Source organism: Pseudomonas sp. ok266 (assembly GCF_900110195.1).
Lineage (GTDB): Bacteria > Pseudomonadota > Gammaproteobacteria > Pseudomonadales > Pseudomonadaceae > Aquipseudomonas > Aquipseudomonas neuropathica.
In genome coordinates, this window is record NZ_FOCU01000018.1 from 32,324 (window position 1) to 50,151 (window position 17,828).

19 protein-coding genes are annotated in these 17,828 nt (G+C 59.8%); 13 read left to right on the forward strand and 6 right to left on the reverse strand.

Annotated elements, in window-relative coordinates:
- The first annotated feature begins 207 nt into the window (after nt 1–207).
- Genes BMY54_RS27695 through BMY54_RS27740 form a run of 10 tightly spaced genes read left to right on the forward strand, consistent with a single transcriptional unit; the run spans nt 208 to nt 8,922 of the window.
- A complete protein-coding gene (locus tag BMY54_RS27695; RefSeq protein WP_093441378.1) occupies nt 208–1,170 on the forward strand; it encodes a YbgA family protein in 963 nt (320 codons plus the stop codon).
- Nucleotides 1,170–2,111: a MerR family transcriptional regulator gene (locus tag BMY54_RS27700; RefSeq protein WP_093441383.1), complete on the forward strand. Its 942-nt coding sequence runs from the start codon at nt 1,170–1,172 to the stop codon at nt 2,109–2,111. The genes BMY54_RS27695 and BMY54_RS27700 overlap by 1 nt, the downstream gene beginning before the upstream one ends.
- 20 nt (nt 2,112–2,131) lie before the next feature.
- On the forward strand, nt 2,132–3,577 hold the full coding sequence (gene phrB / locus BMY54_RS27705; RefSeq protein ID WP_175559677.1) for a deoxyribodipyrimidine photo-lyase: 1,446 nt from the start codon (nt 2,132–2,134) through the stop codon (nt 3,575–3,577).
- Entirely contained in the window at nt 3,570–3,992 is a 423-nt protein-coding gene (locus BMY54_RS27710; RefSeq protein ID WP_093441392.1) for a nuclear transport factor 2 family protein, read from the forward strand. The genes phrB and BMY54_RS27710 overlap by 8 nt, the downstream gene beginning before the upstream one ends.
- A complete protein-coding gene (locus tag BMY54_RS27715; protein WP_093441397.1) occupies nt 3,989–4,771 on the forward strand; it encodes an SDR family NAD(P)-dependent oxidoreductase in 783 nt (260 codons plus the stop codon). The genes BMY54_RS27710 and BMY54_RS27715 overlap by 4 nt, the downstream gene beginning before the upstream one ends.
- On the forward strand, nt 4,768–6,015 hold the full coding sequence (locus tag BMY54_RS27720) for an NAD(P)/FAD-dependent oxidoreductase (RefSeq protein ID WP_093441402.1): 1,248 nt from the start codon (nt 4,768–4,770) through the stop codon (nt 6,013–6,015). Before BMY54_RS27715 ends, BMY54_RS27720 begins: the two co-directional genes overlap by 4 nt.
- Nucleotides 6,012–6,827 (forward strand): DUF1365 domain-containing protein, encoded by an 816-nt coding sequence (locus tag BMY54_RS27725; protein ID WP_093441406.1) that lies wholly within the window; start codon nt 6,012–6,014, stop codon nt 6,825–6,827. The genes BMY54_RS27720 and BMY54_RS27725 overlap by 4 nt, the downstream gene beginning before the upstream one ends.
- The gene (locus tag BMY54_RS27730) at nt 6,814–8,079 is read left to right on the forward strand and encodes an SAM-dependent methyltransferase (RefSeq protein WP_093441411.1); all 1,266 of its coding nucleotides are present in this window, start codon (nt 6,814–6,816) and stop codon (nt 8,077–8,079) included. Before BMY54_RS27725 ends, BMY54_RS27730 begins: the two co-directional genes overlap by 14 nt.
- The gene (locus BMY54_RS27735) at nt 8,072–8,563 is read left to right on the forward strand and encodes a DUF2878 domain-containing protein (RefSeq protein WP_093441415.1); all 492 of its coding nucleotides are present in this window, start codon (nt 8,072–8,074) and stop codon (nt 8,561–8,563) included. Before BMY54_RS27730 ends, BMY54_RS27735 begins: the two co-directional genes overlap by 8 nt.
- Nucleotides 8,564–8,616: 53 nt before the next feature.
- On the forward strand, nt 8,617–8,922 hold the full coding sequence (locus tag BMY54_RS27740; protein ID WP_077574517.1) for a YkgJ family cysteine cluster protein: 306 nt from the start codon (nt 8,617–8,619) through the stop codon (nt 8,920–8,922).
- Nucleotides 8,923–9,051: 129 nt separating this feature from the next.
- Here the strand turns inward: BMY54_RS27740 and BMY54_RS27745 are convergent, their stop codons facing one another.
- The 6 genes from BMY54_RS27745 to hemA form a co-directional block, all read right to left on the reverse strand.
- On the reverse strand, nt 9,052–9,570 hold the full coding sequence (locus tag BMY54_RS27745; RefSeq protein WP_093441419.1) for an acyloxyacyl hydrolase: 519 nt from the start codon (nt 9,568–9,570) through the stop codon (nt 9,052–9,054).
- Between the two features lie 112 nt (nt 9,571–9,682).
- Nucleotides 9,683–10,474, reverse strand: coding sequence for a glutamate racemase (murI, locus tag BMY54_RS27750; RefSeq protein WP_093441566.1), 792 nt, complete (start codon nt 10,472–10,474; stop codon nt 9,683–9,685).
- Complete coding sequence (locus BMY54_RS27755) at nt 10,467–11,222, reverse strand: molybdopterin-synthase adenylyltransferase MoeB (RefSeq protein WP_093441424.1); 756 nt, start codon at nt 11,220–11,222, stop codon at nt 10,467–10,469. The genes murI and BMY54_RS27755 overlap by 8 nt, the downstream gene beginning before the upstream one ends.
- Nucleotides 11,216–12,046 carry a peptide chain release factor N(5)-glutamine methyltransferase gene (gene prmC, locus BMY54_RS27760; RefSeq protein WP_093441428.1) on the reverse strand — a complete coding sequence of 277 codons (831 nt, stop codon included), beginning with the start codon at nt 12,044–12,046 and terminating at the stop codon, nt 11,216–11,218. The genes BMY54_RS27755 and prmC overlap by 7 nt, the downstream gene beginning before the upstream one ends.
- The gene (gene prfA / locus BMY54_RS27765; protein WP_077574521.1) at nt 12,047–13,129 is read right to left on the reverse strand and encodes a peptide chain release factor 1; all 1,083 of its coding nucleotides are present in this window, start codon (nt 13,127–13,129) and stop codon (nt 12,047–12,049) included.
- Nucleotides 13,126–14,412, reverse strand: coding sequence for a glutamyl-tRNA reductase (gene hemA, locus BMY54_RS27770; protein ID WP_007951716.1), 1,287 nt, complete (start codon nt 14,410–14,412; stop codon nt 13,126–13,128). The genes prfA and hemA overlap by 4 nt, the downstream gene beginning before the upstream one ends.
- A 182-nt stretch (nt 14,413–14,594) precedes the next feature.
- Between hemA and BMY54_RS27775 the strand changes: the two genes are divergently transcribed.
- The 3 genes from BMY54_RS27775 to ispE are packed head-to-tail and all read left to right on the forward strand — an operon-like array spanning nt 14,595 to nt 17,795.
- On the forward strand, nt 14,595–16,319 hold the full coding sequence (locus BMY54_RS27775; protein WP_093441433.1) for a tetratricopeptide repeat protein: 1,725 nt from the start codon (nt 14,595–14,597) through the stop codon (nt 16,317–16,319).
- A gap of 3 nt (nt 16,320–16,322) precedes the next feature.
- The gene (gene lolB / locus BMY54_RS27780; RefSeq protein WP_038360912.1) at nt 16,323–16,940 is read left to right on the forward strand and encodes a lipoprotein insertase outer membrane protein LolB; all 618 of its coding nucleotides are present in this window, start codon (nt 16,323–16,325) and stop codon (nt 16,938–16,940) included.
- Between the two features lie 3 nt (nt 16,941–16,943).
- The gene (gene ispE / locus BMY54_RS27785; protein ID WP_093441437.1) at nt 16,944–17,795 is read left to right on the forward strand and encodes a 4-(cytidine 5'-diphospho)-2-C-methyl-D-erythritol kinase; all 852 of its coding nucleotides are present in this window, start codon (nt 16,944–16,946) and stop codon (nt 17,793–17,795) included.
- Nucleotides 17,796–17,828: the final 33 nt, after the last annotated feature.

A 17,828-nucleotide genomic window follows, 5' to 3' on the forward strand; every position in this document is an offset into this window, starting at 1 on the left:
TGGGAGCGAACTTGCTCGCGAAGGCGGTGTTTCAATCAATGAATTTGTTGAATGTTAATCCGTATTCGCGAGCAAGCTCGCTCCCACAGTGAACCGCGCTCAACAGAAAAAAGTTATACAAACCATTTGACTTGTACACCCATGAATCTATGCTGAGCAAAGTTGTACAGAGATCAACCTCTGTACAGGTATGGATTCGAGGTGCCCATGTCTGACTCTTGCGCAGCCAAACCCAAAATCGCCATCAGCGCCTGCCTGCTGGGCGCAGAGGTGCGCTACAACGGTGGACACAAGGAATCCCGCCTGTGCAGCCGCACCCTCACCGAGCATTTCGATTTCGTCCCGGTGTGTCCGGAAGTCGCGATCGGTATGGGCATCCCGCGCGAGCCGATCCGCCTTGTCGGCGAGGCCGAGCATCCGCAAGCGGTCGGCACGGTAAACCCGTCGATCAACGTCACTCAGCCATTGGCCGAGTACGGCACAAAAATGGCCGCCGAGCTGAATGACATCTGCGGCTACATCTTCATGCAGCAGTCGCCGTCCTGCGGCCTCGAGCGGGTCAAGGTCTACCACACCAACGGCGCCCCGGTGAACGGCGGCGGGCGCGGGATTTACGCCCAGGCGTTCTGCGCACAGCACCCGGATCTGCCCGTAGAAGAAGCCGGTCGCCTCAACGATCCGGTACTGCGTGAGAACTTCATCACCCGTGTGTTCGCTTACAGCGAATGGCAACAGGTCCTCGCCAATGGCCTGAGCCGTCGCGCCCTCACCGAATTCCATTCGCGCTACAAATACTTGCTGATGGCGCACAACCCACTGCAATACAAAACGCTGGGCAAGTTGTTGGGCAATATGGCCGACACCGATCCCGCCGAACTCGGCCCGCGCTATTTCAGCGAACTGATGGCCGCCCTGAAGAAATGTGCCACGCGCGGCACTCACAGCAATGTCCTGCTGCACATCAGCGGTTATCTGAAGCAGGCGATCAGCGCCGAAGACAAACAGGAAATGCAACACGTCATCGGCCAATACCGCCAGGGCATCGTGCCGCTGGTGGTGCCGTTGACGTTGCTCAAGCATCACTTTCGCCTCCATCCGGATTCGTACATCGCGCAACAGGTTTACCTGCAACCGCACCCGGAAAACCTCAGCCTGCGAAACGCAATCTAATGAACGACAAAATGGATACCAGCGCCCAGGAAGACCTTGGCGCGGATTTTAAGAAAGCTCTCGACGAGGGCTGGCTGCCGATTCGCGAAGTCGCGCGACAGACCGGCGTCAACGCGATCACTTTGCGCGCGTGGGAACGCCGCTACGGGCTGGTCGTGCCGCAACGCACGCCCAAGGGCCACCGACTGTATTCGGCCGAACACGTGCAGCAGATTCTGACCATCCTCACCTGGCTCAACCGTGGTGTTGCCGTCAGTCAGGTCAAACCGCTGCTCGACGCACCACAAGCGTTCAGCGAATCGGTGGAAAACGACTGGCAGCGTTTGCGCCAGACATTGCTGGCGGCCGTCACGCAGCTCAATGAACGCAGCCTCGACGACAGCGTCAATCAGGCCATGGCGCTCTACCCGCCACGCACGCTGTGCGAGCAATTGCTGATGCCGCTGCTGGCGGAACTGGAGCAGCGCTGGCAAGGCCAGTTCGGCGCGCAGATGGAGCGGGTGTTCTTTTATTCGTGGCTACGCAGCAAATTCGGCACACGCATCTACCATAACAATCGTCAGCTGCATGGCGCCCCGCTGTTGTTGATCAATCATTCCGACCTGCCACTGGAACCTCATCTGTGGCTGTGCGCGTGGCTGATCAGCAGCGCCGATTGTCCGGTGCAAGTGTTTGACTGGCCGCTGCCGGCCACCGAACTGGCGCTGGCAGTTGAACACCTGCAGGCCCGTGGCGTACTGCTGTATTCCAGCAAAGCCATGAACCTTGCGCAGTTGCCCAAGCTGCTGAACGGAGTCAGTTGCCCAAAAATGCTGGTCGGACCAACGGTATGCATCCACCACGCCGAGTTGTCCGTAAAAACCTCCGAGATGGCTGATGTGTTCCTGGCGGAAGACGCGCTTCTTGCGCACCAGGAACTCGTTCAGCGCGGGCTGATTTAATGGACGCCGTGAGTGCCGACATGCAATTGATCTGGATGCGCAGCGACTTGCGCCAACATGACAACACCGCCCTCGCGGCCGCCGCAGCGCGCGGCCCGACGGTCGCCGTGTACCTGTTGAGTCCGCAGCAGTGGCTGGAACATGACGATGCGCCGTGCAAGGTCGACTTCTGGTTGCGCAACCTCGATGAGCTGAGCAAAAGCTTCGCCGCGTTGAATATTCCGTTGCTGATCCGTACTGCCGCGCATTGGGATCAAGCCCCAGCGGAACTGCTCAAGCTCTGTCGGCAACTGAAAATCGAAGCCGTCCACGTCAACGAAGAATATGGTGTCCATGAAAGCCGTCGCGATGCGGCGGTGGCGGACACGCTGCAGGCCGAGGGCATCACGTTTCACAGCTACCTCGATCAGTTGCTGTTCAAACCCGGCAGCGTGCTGACCAAGACCGAGAGTTACTTCAAGGTGTTCAGCCAGTTCCGCAAAGTCTGTTATGAACGCTTGCACCGCTCGATGCCTGCGTTGGTCAAGGCCCCTGGCAAACAGGCAAAACTTGCCATCGACAGCGACCCGATTCCCGACTCCGTCAAAGGCTTCGCCACACCGAGCCAAACCCTGCGCGATCTGTGGCCGGCCGGCGAACAGGAAGCCCGGCGCCGTCTCGATACCTTCACCGACGCGCAGATCGACTATTACCAAAGCGAACGCGACTTCCCGGCCAAGCCCGGCACCAGTCAGCTCTCGGCATACCTCGCTGCCGGGGTGATTTCGCCGCGCCAATGCCTGCACGCCGCCCTGCAAAGCAATCAGGGCGAATTCGAAAGCGGCAAGGTCGGTGCGGTTACCTGGATCAACGAGCTGCTGTGGCGCGAATTCTACAAACACATTCTGGTCGGCTATCCACGGGTCTCGCGGCACCGCGCGTTTCGCCCGGAAACCGAAGCGCTGGCCTGGCGTGATGCGCCGGACGATCTCGCCGCGTGGCAAGAGGCGCGCACCGGTCTGCCGATCATCGACGCGGCCATGCGCCAATTGCTCGAAACCGGCTGGATGCACAATCGCCTGCGCATGATCGTGGCGATGTTCCTGACCAAAAACCTGCTGATCGACTGGCGCGAAGGCGAGCGTTTTTTCATGCGTCACCTGATTGATGGCGACTTGGCGGCGAACAACGGCGGCTGGCAATGGAGCTCGTCGACGGGCACCGATTCGGCGCCGTACTTCCGCATCTTCAACCCGTTGAGCCAGTCGGAAAAATTCGACAGCGAAGGCCTGTTCATCAAGCACTGGCTACCGGAACTGGCGGCTCTCAACAAGAAAGAAGTGCACAACCCAGCCGACGTCGGTGGTTTGTTCGGCGCGGCTGACTACCCGTCGCCGATCGTCAACCTCAGCACTTCGCGCCAGCGCGCATTGGCCGCCTTCAAGAACCTGCCTTCGCGTACGTCTACCGGAGGCGATGATGAGTGAATTCCTGCGCCGCTTCGCCCGGCAATTTTCAGCGTTGAACAAAGACAACCTGCAAAACCTCGGCGAGCTGTACAGCGATGACATTCATTTCACCGACCCGCTGCACGAGGTGCAAGGGTTGGCGCAATTGCGCGACTACTTTGGCGAGCTGTACGCCAACGTCAGCGAACTGCGTTTCGATTTTCATGGTTTTGACCAGATCGGCGACTGCGAAGGCTACCTGCGTTGGGTCATGAGTTATCGCCATCCGCGCCTGGCGGGTGGCCGTGTGATTCGTGTCAGCGGCTGCTCGCATCTGCTGTGGCACGACAAGGTTTATCGCCATCGGGATTATTTCGATGCCGGGGCGCTGCTGTATGAACATTTACCAGTATTGGGCCGGGTCATTGCCTGGCTGAAAAGGAGAATGGGATGAGTCGTACACCTCCACGGCGCTATTGGTTGACCGGGGCCAGCAGTGGCATCGGCGCGGCGCTGGCTGAAGAGATCCTGAAAACCGGTGCGCACCTGGCGGTCAGTTCCCGTCAGATCGCCCCGCTCAAGGTCTTGTCGCAACGCTATCCGGGGCAAGTTCTGGTGGTGCCGGGGGACCTGACCAACAGCCAGACGGTGCGCGAAATCGGCGAGCAGATCGCCACGGATTGGGGTTCACTGGATTCAGTGATTCTCAACGCCGGCACCTGCGAGTACGTCGATGCCAAGCAGTTCGACGCCTCGATCATCGAGCATGTGGTGCGCACCAACCTGCTCGCCAGCAGCTACTGCATCGAGGCCGCCTTGCCGCTGTTGCGCAAAGGCACCGCGCCGCATCTGATCGGCGTGGCCAGTTCGGTCACCTACCTGCCGCTGCCACGGGCCGAAGCCTACGGTGCCTCGAAGGCCGGATTGCGTTACCTGTTCGAATCGCTGCGCATCGATCTGGCCGACGAAGGCATTGAAGTCACAGTGGTCAGCCCGGGTTTTGTCGAAACACCGCTGACCGCCAAAAACGATTTCCCCATGCCGTTGAGCTGGCCTGTGGATAAAGCCGCGCGGCACATCTTCGCCAAGCTCAAAGATCGGCCATTGGAAATCGCCTTCCCGGCACTGTTCATGGCCGCGCTGTGGCCGCTGTCGAAACTGCCGGCACGCGTGCAACTGGCCATCGGCAAGCGCATGGTGCGCAAGTCGCCTCCGCTGACGGATCCGACATGAAAATTGCCATCGTCGGCAGCGGCATCGCCGGGCTTACCTGCGCCTACCTGCTCAATCGCCGCCATGAAGTCACGGTGTTCGAGGCGGGCGACTGGGTCGGTGGCCACACGCACACCGTGCCGGTGACCGTCGATGGCCGTCAATATGCCGTGGACACCGGTTTCATCGTGTTCAATGACTGGACCTACCCGAACTTTATCCGCCTCCTCGGCCAGCTTGGCGTGGCGTTCAAACCGACGGAAATGAGTTTCTCGGTGACCGACCCGGACACCGGCCTGGAATACAACGGCAACAACCTCAACAGCCTCTTCGCCCAGCGCAGCAATCTGTTGTCACCGGGGTTCTGGGGCATGTTGCGCGACATCCTGCGCTTCAACAAAGAAGCCCAGCGCGACCTCGTCGAACTGCGCATTGCCGCCGACACCACCCTCGACGAATACCTCAAGGCCGGCGGCTACGGCGAACGTTTCATCCTGCATTACATCGTGCCGATGGGCTCGGCAATCTGGTCTATGCCGATGGCGGAAATGCTCAACTTCCCCCTGCAGTTTTTTGTGCGGTTCTTCAAGAATCACGGGCTGTTGTCAGTCAGTGATCGGCCGCAATGGCAAGTCATCGAAGGCGGCTCGAGTGCTTACATCGCGCCACTGACGGCCGCGTTCAAGGACAGGATTCGGCTCAATTGTCCGGTCACCCGCGTCGATCGTGATGTGCATGGCGTAGTTATCCACAGCCCGGCAGGCCTTGAGCATTTCGACCGGGTGGTGTTCGCCTGTCACAGTGATCAGGCGCTGAAACTGCTGGCGGTGCCCAGCGATGCCGAACGCGCGATCCTCGGTGCGCTGCCCTATGCCGACAACGAAGTGGTGCTGCACACCGACACCCGTTTGCTGCCGACGCGCAAACTGGCCTGGGCCAGTTGGAACTATCGGCTCAGCGGCGCCGGCCATACCCACGCCGCCGTCACCTACGACATGAACATTCTGCAGGGCATTCAGAGCGATACCACGTTCTGCGTCAGCCTCAATCAGAGTGCCGGTATCAACCCCGACAAAGTGCTCGCCCGCTACACCTACGCCCACCCGCAGTTCAGCCTCGCGGCCGTGACCGCGCAGCAGCGCTGGGGCGAACTGGATGGCGCGCAACACACACATTATTGCGGCGCCTATTGGGCCAACGGTTTCCATGAGGACGGTGTCGTCAGCGCCTTGCGCGTTGCCGCCGCGTTCGGGGAAAGCTTATGAACAGTGCCCTGTATAGCGGCTGGATCGGCCATCGGCGTTTTTCGCCGCGCCGCCATGAATTCCGTTACCGGATCGGCTTGCTCTACCTCGATCTCAGCGAACAGGACGCGGTGCTTGCACTGTCGCCGCTGGCCGGGCGCAGCCGCTTTGCGCCGTTTTCATTTAGCGAGACTGACTACCTGAAGACCTTTACCGGCCGTGGCATACGCCTGATCGATGCCGTGCGTCAGCAGGTCGGCATCGCCATCGGCCACGAACCGCAAGGCTCGATCTGCCTGCTGACCCAGGCGCGCAGTTGGGGGCTGTCGTTCAACCCGGTGAGTTTCTTTTACTGCCATGAGGCGGACGGGCAACTGGCGGCGATCGTCTGTGAAGTCACCAACACACCATGGGGCGAGCGCTATCACTATGTGTTGCCGGCGCGCCCGCCGGTCAATCTGCAGGATTTCCATCAGCATTTTGCCGTGGCCAAAGCCTTTCACGTTTCGCCGTTCCTGCCGCGCGATCTCGAATACCGCATGAGTTTCAGTCCCGCCGCGCAAAACCTCGGTGTGCACATGGCCGACTGGCAAGGCGAGCACAAACTGTTCGACGCCACCCTCAATCTGCAACGCGAAAGCCTCGACCGGCGCAGCCTGCATCGTTACCTGCGGCGCTTTCCGTGGATGACCGCGAAAACCGCCCTGGCCATTTACTGGCAAGCGCTGCGACTGCTGCTCAAACGCGCACCGATTTTTGCTCATCAGACTGCCGACGGCAGTTTTCAAACCGCCACTGTGCCTCCCAAGGAGCACCGCCATGAAATCCTCTAGTCTGTCGGTCAGTCGGCTCAGCACCAACGGTTTGACCGGGTCGCTGCTGCGCCGTGGCGTGCTGCGCCAATTGGCTCAGTTGAAAAACGGCCAACTGCTGGTGGTCGAGGACGGCGAACGCCTGATGTTCGGTACCCCGGGCAGTGCTTTGCTCGGGGAAATCCATGTGCTCGATCCGGCCGTCTGGGGCATGGTTGCCGGGAACGGTTCGATTGGTGCCGGCGAGGCTTTTATCCACGGCTACTGGAGTTCGCCGGATCTGACGGCCGTGGTCCGCGTGTTCGTCAGCAACCTCGACGTGCTCGATGCCATGGAGGGTGGTCTGGCCCGCCTCAGCCGGCCGTTGGTGCAAGGTCTGCACTGGCTCAACCGCAACACGCGCAAGGGCTCGCAGAAGAACATCGCCGCGCACTACGACCTTGGCAATGATCTGTTCGAGCAGTTTCTCGACCCGACCATGATGTATTCGGCGGCGCAGTTCCTGACCCCGGAAGACAGCCTCGAACAGGCACAACTGAACAAACTGGAGCGGATCTGTCAGAAACTCGCGCTGCAACCCAGCGACCATTTGCTGGAGATCGGCACCGGCTGGGGCAGTATGGCGCTGTATGCCGCGCAACATTACGGCTGCCGCGTAACCACCACGACCCTGTCGAAAGAGCAGTACGCGTTTACCGCGCAACGCATCGAACAACTGGGTTTGCAGGATCGCGTCACGCTGTTGCTCAAGGACTACCGCGACCTGACCGGCGAATACGACAAACTGGTGTCGATCGAGATGATCGAAGCCGTCGGCCACCGCTTCCTGCCGACCTACTTCAAACAGTGCGCGCAGTTGCTCAAGAGCAACGGCCTGATGTTGATCCAGGCGATCACCATCCGCGAGCAGCGTTACGAACAGGCCAAGCGCGGCGTCGATTTCATCCAGCGCTACATCTTCCCCGGCGGCGCCCTGCCCTGCGTGCAGAAAATGCTCGAAGTGGTCGGCCGCGACACCGACATGAACCTGCTGCACATGGAAGATTTCGGCCTGCACTACGCCCGCACCCTGCGCCTGTGGCACGAGAACTTCCGCCGCGCCCATGGCCGCTTGAGCGAACTGGGCTATGACGATTATTTCCTGCGGCTGTGGGAGTTTTACCTGTGTTACTGCGAGGGCGGTTTCCTCGAACGCACCATCGGCACCGCGCAGTTGCTATTGGCCAAACCCGCCGCAATGACTGCGCCGCTGCTCGGACGCTTCGATGCTTGAGCGTGTCGCCAATGCCGTACTGTTCCAGATCGGCTGGCTGACCTGCGTGCTCGGCGGCAACAGCCTGTGGTTGCTGGTCGCGCTGGCGGTGCTGGTGATCCATCTGTGCTGGATCAGCAGTTGGGCGGCTGAGGGGCGTTTGATCCTCAGCGTGGTGATTGTCGGCACCGCTGTCGACAGTGTGTTGCGTGGTGCCGGGGTGTTCGCGTTTCAGGATCAGTCGCCGCTAATTCCGTTGTGGCTGATGTTGCTCTGGGCATTGTTGGCGACCACCTTGCGCCATTGCCTGGCCTGGAGCGCGCGGCCCTGGTGGCTGGCGAGCTTACTCGGCGCTGTCGGCGGCGCGCTGTCGTATTACGCTGGCGGGCGCCTGGCCGGGGTGCAATTTCCCTATGGCGAACTGCCGACACTGATCGGCATCGGCCTGCTCTGGGCGTTGTTGTTTCCGTTGCTGCATGGGATGGCTCGGCGGCTGGCGCACTGAGCGTCTGTCAGACCGTTCACACGCGTACCGGTCACTGCCTTACACTGCCGACCATGAAGACCATTCCCCACCAACAAATCACTGAACCGGCGGTCACTTGCTCGACCTGCGCGGCGTGTTGTTGCCAGCTCGAAGTGATGCTGATCACCGACACTGGCGTGCCTGATCGCTTTATCGATACCGATGAGTGGGGCGGCGAAGTGATGCTGCGTCTGGATGACGGCTGGTGCGCGGCGCTGGATCGCGACACGATGATGTGCACGATCTATGAGAAACGCCCGCTGATTTGCCGCGAGTTCGAGATGGGCGCGCCGGAGTGCATTGAAGAACGCAAAGGCATCACGACTGCCTACCGCTGATCACAAGAACACCCCAAAACAAATGTAGGAGTGAGCCTACTCGCGATAGCGGTGTGTCAGTCAATATATGTGTGACTGACACACCGCTATCGCGAGCAGGCTCACTCCTACAGGGGTTATGCGCTCGGCTTAGAGCGGCATCGTGTAATGCAGCGAGTAACTTTCTACCCCGTCGTTGTCGCTGGCCAGACCGGCGTTGGAATAGTGCGTCGCACGAATCCCGACTTCATGCCCGCCATTGAAACGCAGACCAAAACCGAAGCGGTCTTCGAACTGGAAAGAGCCGCCGAGATTGTTGGATTCGTACTTGGTATTGGAGAAAGCCGCGACACCAATCCCCGCCTCCACATACGGTTTGACCGATTGACCGGCAAACTCGTAAACAAATACCGGCGAGAACGACAGACTGTTGTTACTGGAGGTCTTGTCGCCTTCCCAGTAGGTGTAAGCCCCGCTCCAGTAACCGGTCAGACGACCGACGTCACTTTGCAGCCAGCTCTTGTCCCAGTCGAAATTCATGCCCAGGCGGTACGTCATGGTCGAGTCGCTGGTGGCCCCCACCGCAAACTCAACACCGGCCGCTTGTGCAGTAAAACTTTGCCCCATCAGTGCGGCCGCAATCGCGGCCAAGCAGAATAGTCGCTTCACGTTGAAACTTCCTTTTCCGGAACGATCGTTTGGTTTTCTAGATAACTCATCGCTATAGAAGCTAGCGCCTGCTCAGAAGTTCAGCTGAAGTTTTAGTTATTTCACAATTTTTTTACAAGCTGAAGTTTTGCACTTCGTCGGCACTCTGCCCCAGTAACGGCAGGATGTTTTTCAAGTACGCAGGATCGGCGCTGGTCCAGAACCTGACCGGTTGGTTCGGTCCGACAGCGAGCAAATCGCGCTCCGCCAAAAGCCGCTGAAGTTGCCGCGCCACAGCAGCGCCCGTATCGATCAGACTAATGTCCGCGGGGATCATCGACTTGAGCATCGGCTTGAGAAAGGGATAGTGGGTGCAGCCCAAAATGATCGTGTCGCAACCGCTGGCCAACAGTGGCTCGACATACCCTTGCAGCAACTGGCGCAACTCGGCGCTGTGCAGATCGCCGCTTTCAATCAGCTCGACCAGACCGGGACATGGCTGAGTAATCACGCGCACGTCGGTGGCAAAGCGATCAAGCAGTGCGGCGAACTTGGCGCTCTGCAACGTGCCGGTGGTGGCGAGCACGCCGACCACTCCGCTGCGGGTCGCGGCAGCGGCAGGTTTGACCGCAGGCTCCATGCCGACAAGCGGCCAGTCAGGGAAATCACGGCGTAGATCGGCGACACCCGCGACCGTCGCGGTATTACACGCGATGACCAAGGCCTTGGCGCCTTGCTCGCGGAAAAACCCGGCCATCACGCTGCAACGCTGACGGATGAATTCCGGGGTTTTCTCACCGTAGGGAATGTGCCCGCAATCGGCGACATAGAGCAACGTTTCATTGGGCAGCGAACGCTGGATTTCCGCCAGCACCGACAAGCCGCCGACACCGGAGTCGAACACGCCGATCGGCGCTTCACGCATGGCGCGGACCACAGACGCTGCAGCCTGGGTCACGCTTGACGCGCAACTCACGGAAACGCGAACCGAGGGCATCGATCAACAGCAAACGGCCCACCAGCGGCTCACCGAAACCGACCAAGACCTTCAAGGCTTCCAGTGCTTGCAAGCTGCCGACCAGACCGACCAGCGGCCCGACCACACCGGCTTCGCTGCAAGTCAGTTCAGCTTCGCTGCCGTGCCCGTATAAACAGTGGTAACACGGACTCTCGGCACGACGCGGGTCGAACACCGACAACTGCCCTTCCAGCCGAATCGCCGCGCCGCTGACCAAAGGTTTGCACGCCGCCACACACGCAGCATTGACCGCTTCGCGGGTGGAAAAATTATCGGAACAGTCGAGCACCAGATCCACCGCCGCCACGGCAGCAGCGAGAGAATCCTCGTCCAGCGCCTGGCGATGAGCGATCAGTTGAATCTCGGGATTGATCGCGCCCAGACGCTTGAGCGCCGAGTCGACCTTGCTCATGCCGACGCTGTCGGTGTCATGAATGATCTGTCGTTGCAGGTTGGTCAGATCGACCGTGTCGAAATCCGCCAGGTGCAGCTCACCGACACCCGCCGCCGCGAGATACAACGCCACCGGAGCGCCGAGACCGCCGAGGCCGACGATCAACACGCGACTGTCCTTGAGCTTCAGTTGCCCATCGATGTCGATGTGTTGCAGCAGAATCTGCCGGCTATAGCGCAGCAATTCCTGATCATTCAGCACGGCAGGCGCCCCAGACTGATGCGTTGATGACCGCCCAGATCGGTGCGGCTGTGGACCTCTTCAAAACCGCGCGTGAGCAGCAGATCGCGCACGGCTTCGGCTTGATCATAGCCGTGTTCGAGCATCAGCCAGCCAGCGGCCTCCAGATGTTCCGGGGCCTGCGCAACGATCAAACGCAGATCGTCGAGCCCGTCTTCACCGGCGACCAATGCACTGGTCGGCTCGAAGCGCACATCGCCTTCGACCAGATGCGGATCGGCCGCGGCAATGTACGGCGGGTTACTGATGATCAATTGAAAACGCTGGCCCTCCAGCGCACTGAACCAGTGGCTGCTCAACACGGTGGCGTTGTTCAAGTGCAGACGCTGACGATTGCGTTCGGCAAGTGCCACAGCTTCCAGCACACGATCTACGGCAGTGACTTTCCACGCTGGGCGTTCGCTGGCCAAGGCCAACGCAATTGCGCCACTGCCAGTGCCGAGATCGAGCACTTTAGCGGGCGTTGCGGGCAGCAATTCCAGTGCGGCTTCCACCAGCAGTTCGGTATCCGGACGCGGGATCAGCGTGTGCGGCGCGACTTCAAGATCGAGTTTCCAGAAGCCCTGCTGCCCGAGAATATAAGCCACCGGCTCACCGCTACGGCGGCGTTGCAAGTACTCGGCAAAAGTCAGTGCTGCTTCACTCGGCACGATGCGCTCGGGCCAGGTGTGCAGAAAACTGCGCGATTTGCCCAGTGCAGCGGCGAGAAGCAACTCGGCATCCAGACGCGCAGTCGGTGAATCCGGCAATTCAGCGGCACGCAACAGGCTGGCAATGATGGTCATTTATTCACCTATCGCTGCGAGTTGGTCAGCCTGGTATTCGGCCAGCAATGGCTCGATCACCGCTTCAACGCCACCGGCAAGAATTTCGTCAAGGGAATACAGGGTCAGGTTGACGCGATGGTCGGTGACCCGGCCCTGAGCAAAGTTGTAGGTACGAATTCGCTCGGAACGGTCGCCCGAGCCAACCAGCAATTTACGCTCGCTGGCGATCGCGTTGGCCGCCGCTGCGGTTTGCTGATCGTTGAGTTTGGCCGACAGCCAGGCCATCGCCCGAGCGCGGTTCTTGTGCTGGGAACGTTCTTCCTGACACTCGACGACGGTGCCGGTCGGTATGTGCGTGATGCGGATCGCCGAGTCGGTGGTGTTAACGTGCTGACCGCCGGCCCCGGAGGAGCGGAACGTATCGACGCGCAAATCCGCCGGGTTGATCTCGATGGCTTCGCGTTCGTCCGGCTCGGGCAATACCGCCACGGTGCAGGCCGAGGTGTGGATACGGCCCTGGGATTCGGTAGCAGGCACGCGCTGTACGCGGTGCGCACCGGATTCAAATTTCAGCTTGCCGTAAACGTTGTCGCCTTCGATGCGGGCGATGACTTCTTTATAGCCACCGTGTTCGCCTTCGTTTTCCGACAGGATCTCGACACGCCAGCCGCGACGCTCGGCGTAACGCGAGTACATGCGGAACAGGTCGCCGGAGAAGATCGCCGCCTCGTCGCCACCGGTGCCGGCACGGATTTCGAGAAAGACGTTACGGCCGTCATTGGGATCCTTGGGCAGCAACATGCGTTGCAGGTCGGCTTCCAGGGTGATCAGCAATTCCTTGGCTTCGCGGACTTCTTCCACGGCCATTTCACGCATGTCCGGGTCGCTGTCCTTGAGCAGTGCCTGCGCGCCTTCAAGATCGCTTTGTACGCTGAGCAGCTTTTTATAGCCTTGTACCACCGGCTCAAGTTCGGCGTATTCCTTGGAATAAGCACGGAATTTGGCCTGATCGGCAATGACTTCGCCGTCGCCGAGCAGCGCGGTCAGTTCCTCGAAACGGTCCTGGAGGACATCCAGCTTGTTGAGCAGTGACGCTTTCATTGCGGTTTTTTATCCGAAAAGCTATCCGGTGAGCCCTCAAGGGCAAAGAGTTCCTGGGCCATGGCCAGCGCATCGAGGCGGCCTTCGGCAGAAAGCTTTTTCAGCTGCACGCTAGGCGCATGCAACAGTTTATTGGTCAGGCCACGGGCCAGTTGCCCGAGCACGTCTTCGGCGTTGCCGCCATTGGCCAGCAGGCGCAGGGCTTTTTGCAGCTCCTCGTCACGCAGGCGTTCGCTCTGTTGACGATAGGCCTTGAGCACATCGACCGCCGCCAGCTCACGCAGGCGCACCATGAAATCGTCAGCGCCGACCGAGACCATCTCTTCGGCGGCTTGTGCCGCGCCTTGGCGGCTCTTGAGGTTTTCGGCGACCACTTCGTGGAGATCGTCAACGCTGTAGAGGTAAACGTCGTCCAACTCGCCGACTTCCGGCTCGATATCCCGGGGAACGGCGATGTCGACCATAAAGATCGGTTTGTGCTTGCGCAGTTTCAATGCGCTTTCCACCGCGCCCTTGCCAAGAATCGGCAACTGACTGGCGGTTGAACTGATGACGATATCGCTGCGCACCAGTTCGGCCGGGATGTCCGAGAGCAACACCGCGTGAGCACCGAACTGCTCGGCCAGCAGACTGGCCCGTTCCAGTGTGCGGTTAGCGACGACGATGCGCTTGACGCCCAGCTCGTGCAAATGGCGGGCGACCAAAGTGATGGTCTCGCCGGCGCCGATCAACAGAGCCTGACTGCGCTGCAAATCACTGAAAATCTGCTTGGCCAGGCTGACGGCGGCAAACGCCACCGATACCGGGTTTTCACCGATGGCGGTGTCGGTGCGCACCTGTTTGGCGGCATTGAACGTCGCCTGAAACAGCCGCCCCAGCAGCGGCCCGATGGTGCCGGCCTCGCGGGCCACGGCGTAGGCCGATTTCATCTGGCCAAGAATCTGCGGCTCGCCCAGCACCAGCGAGTCGAGCCCGGAGGCGACGCGCATCATGTGACGAACTGCCGCATCATCTTCATGCACATAAGCACTCGCGCGCAGCTCATCGAGGCTTAAATGGTGATAGTCGGCCAGCCAGCGCAGCACGATATCGGCCGAAAGCTGATCCTGTTCTATATAAAGCTCACTGCGATTGCAGGTGGAGAGGATCGCAGCTTCGCGGCTGTCGGTCAGTCGGCAGAGCTGCTGCAAGGCCTCCACCAGCTGTTCAGGAGTAAAAGCCACGCGCTCGCGGACGTCTACTGACGCAGTCTTGTGGTTGATACCGAGTGCAAGGAAGGCCATTCAAGGTCGCTGATGGTGACGTGAAGCCGGCAATTGTCCTACTTCGAAAGATTCAGAACAACTACCGCTGACTATTGTCCCAATCGTCAGCCCCTATAATGGGCACAATTGAGTCTCGGTTATGTTTGGCCGAAGGCTTGTGTCATGATGATCCGACCGCAGGTTAGTCGTCCTCTTCCTATATGAATAGATCTTCCGCGTTGCTCCTCGCTTTTGTCTTCCTCAGCGGCTGCCAGGCCTTGGCGCCCGTTTCGCCGGACGGTACGCCGTCGGTCGAAGACACCACGCCTGCGCCTGAAAAGCCCAAGGTTTACAGCTCGTTCAGCGAGGAAACCGTTTTCAGCCTGTTGAGCGCCGAACTCGCCGGCCAGCGCAATCGTTTCGACATTGCCCTGGATAACTACGTGACCCAGGCCATCAACACCCAGGATCCGGGCGTCTCCGAGCGTGCGTTCCGTATCGCCGAATATCTGGGCGCTGATCAACCGGCCCTCGATACCGCGCTGATCTGGGCGAAAAACGCCCCGGACGACCTCGAAGCGCAACGCGCCGCCGCCGTGCAACTGGCGCGCGCCGGGCGTTATGACGACTCGATGGTCTATATGGAGAAAGTCCTGCAGGGCAAGGGCGATACCCATTTCGACTTCCTCGCGCTGTCGGCCGCCGATACCGATCAGGAAACCCGTAACGGCCTGATGAAAAGTTTCGACCGTTTGTTGCAGCGCCATCCGAACAACAGCCAGCTGATTTTCGGCAAGGCCCTGCTCCTGCAACAGGACGGTGACAACAAAGCAGCTCTGGCATTGCTCGAAGACCACCCGCCGGAAGAAGGCGAGATCGCCCCGATTCTGCTGCGCGCGCGCCTGCTGCAATTGCTGAACCGTGGCGACGAAGCGCTGCCCCTGCTGCAAAAAAGCATCAAGAAGTACCCGGACGACAAGCGCCTGCGCCTGACTTACGCGCGCATGCTGGTTGAGCAAGACCGCATGGACGACGCCAAGGCCGAGTTTTCCAGTCTGGTTCAGCAATACCCGGAAGACGACGAACTGCGTTACTCGCTGGCTCTGGTCTGCCTGGAAGCCAAGGCCTGGGACGAGGCCAAGGGTTATCTGGAAGATTTGATCGCCCGCGAAAGTCACGTCGATTCGGCGCACCTGAACCTCGGTCGCATCGCTGAAGAGCGCAACGACCCGCAAGGCGCCCTTATCGAATACGCCCAGGTTGGCCCGGGCAATGATTATCTGCCGGCGCAATTGCGTCAGGCCGATATTCTGATGAACAACGGCAAGACCGCTGAAGCGCAGAGCAAACTCGCCGCCCAGCGCGACGAGCAACCGGATTACGCGATTCAGCTCTATCTGATCGAATCGGAAACCCTGTCGGCCAACAAACAGGACGACAAGGCCTGGAAAGTCTTGCAACACGCCTTGCAGCAATACCCGGACGACCTGAATCTGCTCTACACCCGGGCGATGCTCGCGGAAAAACGCAATGACCTGGCGCAAATGGAAAAAGACCTGCGCCTGATCATCAAGCGCGATCCGGACAACGCCATGGCACTTAACGCGCTCGGCTACACCTTGTCCGACCGCACCACTCGCTACGCTGAAGCGAAAGCGCTGATCGAACAGGCGCACCAGATCAATCCGGAAGACCCAGCCGTACTCGACAGCCTCGGCTGGGTGAATTACCGCATGGGCAATCTGGATGACGCCGAGAAATATCTGCGTCAGGCGCTGGAGCGCTTCCCTGATCACGAAGTCGCTGCGCACCTCGGTGAAGTCTTGTGGACCAAGGGCAACCAGCGTGAAGCCAAACAAATCTGGGGCAAATTCCTCAAGGATCAGCCCGACAGCACCATTCTGCGCAGCACCATCAAGCGCCTGACCGGATCCGAGACTCTTTAACCCATGTTTTTGCGCCACGTTATTGTTTTCAGCTTCATCGCCCTGCTCGCCGGCTGCTCGGGTTTTGGTACCCGCGAATCGGTCGAGGGCCACGGCAGTCCGGCTCAATGGGCCGCTAACAAACAACAGCTGACCGGCCTTGATGGCTGGCAGATCGACGGCAAGATTGGCATCCGCGCACCGAAAGATTCCGGTAGCGGCACGCTGTTCTGGCTGCAACGTCAGGATTACTACGACATTCGTTTGTCCGGCCCACTGGGTCGTGGCGCCGCACGCCTGACCGGGCGTCCGGGCAAAGTGTCGCTGGAAGTCGCCAATCAGGGGCGCTACGAATCGCAGTCCCCGGAAGCCTTGCTCGAAGAACAGCTTGGCTGGAAACTGCCGGTGTCGAATCTGGCCTGGTGGGTGCGTGGCCTGCCGGCTCCGGACAGCAAAAGTCGCCTGAATCTGGACGCCAACAGCCGTCTGGCCAACCTGGAACAGGATGGCTGGAAAGTCGAATACACCGCCTACACCGAACAAAACGGTTACTGGTTGCCCGAGCGCATCAAACTGCACGGCACTGACCTCGACGTGACGCTGGTGATCAAGACCTGGCAACCGCGCAAGTTGGGGCAGTAACCCATGACCGCAGCACGCCTGACCCTGCCGTCGCCGGCCAAACTCAACCTGATGCTGCACATTCTCGGTCGCCGTGAAGACGGTTATCACGAATTGCAGACGCTGTTTCAGTTTGTCGATTACGGCGATGAAATCACTTTTGCCGTGCGCGATGACGGCGTGATTCAGTTGCACACCGAGTTCGCCGGCGTGCCGCATGACAGCAACCTGATCGTGCGTGCAGCAAAAATGCTCCAGCAACAGTCAGGTTGCTCGCTCGGTATCGATATCTGGATTGATAAAGTCCTGCCCATGGGCGGCGGGATTGGTGGCGGCAGTTCGAATGCGGCGACGACTTTGCTCGGCCTGAATCATTTGTGGCAGTTGGGTTGGGATGAAGATCACCTGGCCGCACTGGGCCTTTCGCTGGGGGCCGACGTACCGGTTTTCGTCCGTGGCCATGCGGCGTTTGCCGAGGGCGTGGGCGAGAAACTCACCCCCGTGGATCCCGAAGAACCGTGGTATCTGGTGCTCGTGCCGCAAGTCTCTGTAAGTACGGCAGAAATTTTTTCCGATCCTTTGTTGACACGTAACACGCCGCCCATTAAAGTGCGCCCCGTTCCCGAGGGAAACAGTCGAAATGACTGCTTGCCGGTGGTTGCAAGGCGTTATCCAGAAGTACGTAACGCATTGGATTTGTTAGGTAAATTTACCGAAGCAAAGCTCACCGGAACTGGAAGTTGTGTGTTTGGGGGCTTCCCAAGCAAAGCTGAAGCTGATAAAGTCTCGGCCCTTCTGACAGAGACCCTTACAGGGTTTGTAGCCAAAGGCAGCAACGTTTCGATGTTGCACCGCAAGCTGCAAAGTCTGCTCTAAAGGAACCAAGTGCACGGCACTTGATGCAACAGA

Coding starts and splice junctions, on each gene's coding strand:
- BMY54_RS27695 (WP_093441378.1), top strand. CDS start 208: ATGTCTGACTCTTGCGCAGCCAAACCCAAAATCGCCATCAGCGCCTGC.
- BMY54_RS27700 (WP_093441383.1), top strand. CDS start 1,170: ATGAACGACAAAATGGATACCAGCGCCCAGGAAGACCTTGGCGCGGAT.
- phrB (WP_175559677.1), top strand. CDS start 2,132: ATGCAATTGATCTGGATGCGCAGCGACTTGCGCCAACATGACAACACC.
- BMY54_RS27710 (WP_093441392.1), top strand. CDS start 3,570: ATGAGTGAATTCCTGCGCCGCTTCGCCCGGCAATTTTCAGCGTTGAAC.
- BMY54_RS27715 (WP_093441397.1), top strand. CDS start 3,989: ATGAGTCGTACACCTCCACGGCGCTATTGGTTGACCGGGGCCAGCAGT.
- BMY54_RS27720 (WP_093441402.1), top strand. CDS start 4,768: ATGAAAATTGCCATCGTCGGCAGCGGCATCGCCGGGCTTACCTGCGCC.
- BMY54_RS27725 (WP_093441406.1), top strand. CDS start 6,012: ATGAACAGTGCCCTGTATAGCGGCTGGATCGGCCATCGGCGTTTTTCG.
- BMY54_RS27730 (WP_093441411.1), top strand. CDS start 6,814: ATGAAATCCTCTAGTCTGTCGGTCAGTCGGCTCAGCACCAACGGTTTG.
- BMY54_RS27735 (WP_093441415.1), top strand. CDS start 8,072: ATGCTTGAGCGTGTCGCCAATGCCGTACTGTTCCAGATCGGCTGGCTG.
- BMY54_RS27740 (WP_077574517.1), top strand. CDS start 8,617: ATGAAGACCATTCCCCACCAACAAATCACTGAACCGGCGGTCACTTGC.
- murI (WP_093441566.1), bottom strand. CDS start 10,474: ATGCGTGAAGCGCCGATCGGCGTGTTCGACTCCGGTGTCGGCGGCTTG.
- prmC (WP_093441428.1), bottom strand. CDS start 12,046: ATGACCATCATTGCCAGCCTGTTGCGTGCCGCTGAATTGCCGGATTCA.
- prfA (WP_077574521.1), bottom strand. CDS start 13,129: ATGAAAGCGTCACTGCTCAACAAGCTGGATGTCCTCCAGGACCGTTTC.
- hemA (WP_007951716.1), bottom strand. CDS start 14,412: ATGGCCTTCCTTGCACTCGGTATCAACCACAAGACTGCGTCAGTAGAC.
- BMY54_RS27775 (WP_093441433.1), top strand. CDS start 14,595: ATGAATAGATCTTCCGCGTTGCTCCTCGCTTTTGTCTTCCTCAGCGGC.
- lolB (WP_038360912.1), top strand. CDS start 16,323: ATGTTTTTGCGCCACGTTATTGTTTTCAGCTTCATCGCCCTGCTCGCC.
- ispE (WP_093441437.1), top strand. CDS start 16,944: ATGACCGCAGCACGCCTGACCCTGCCGTCGCCGGCCAAACTCAACCTG.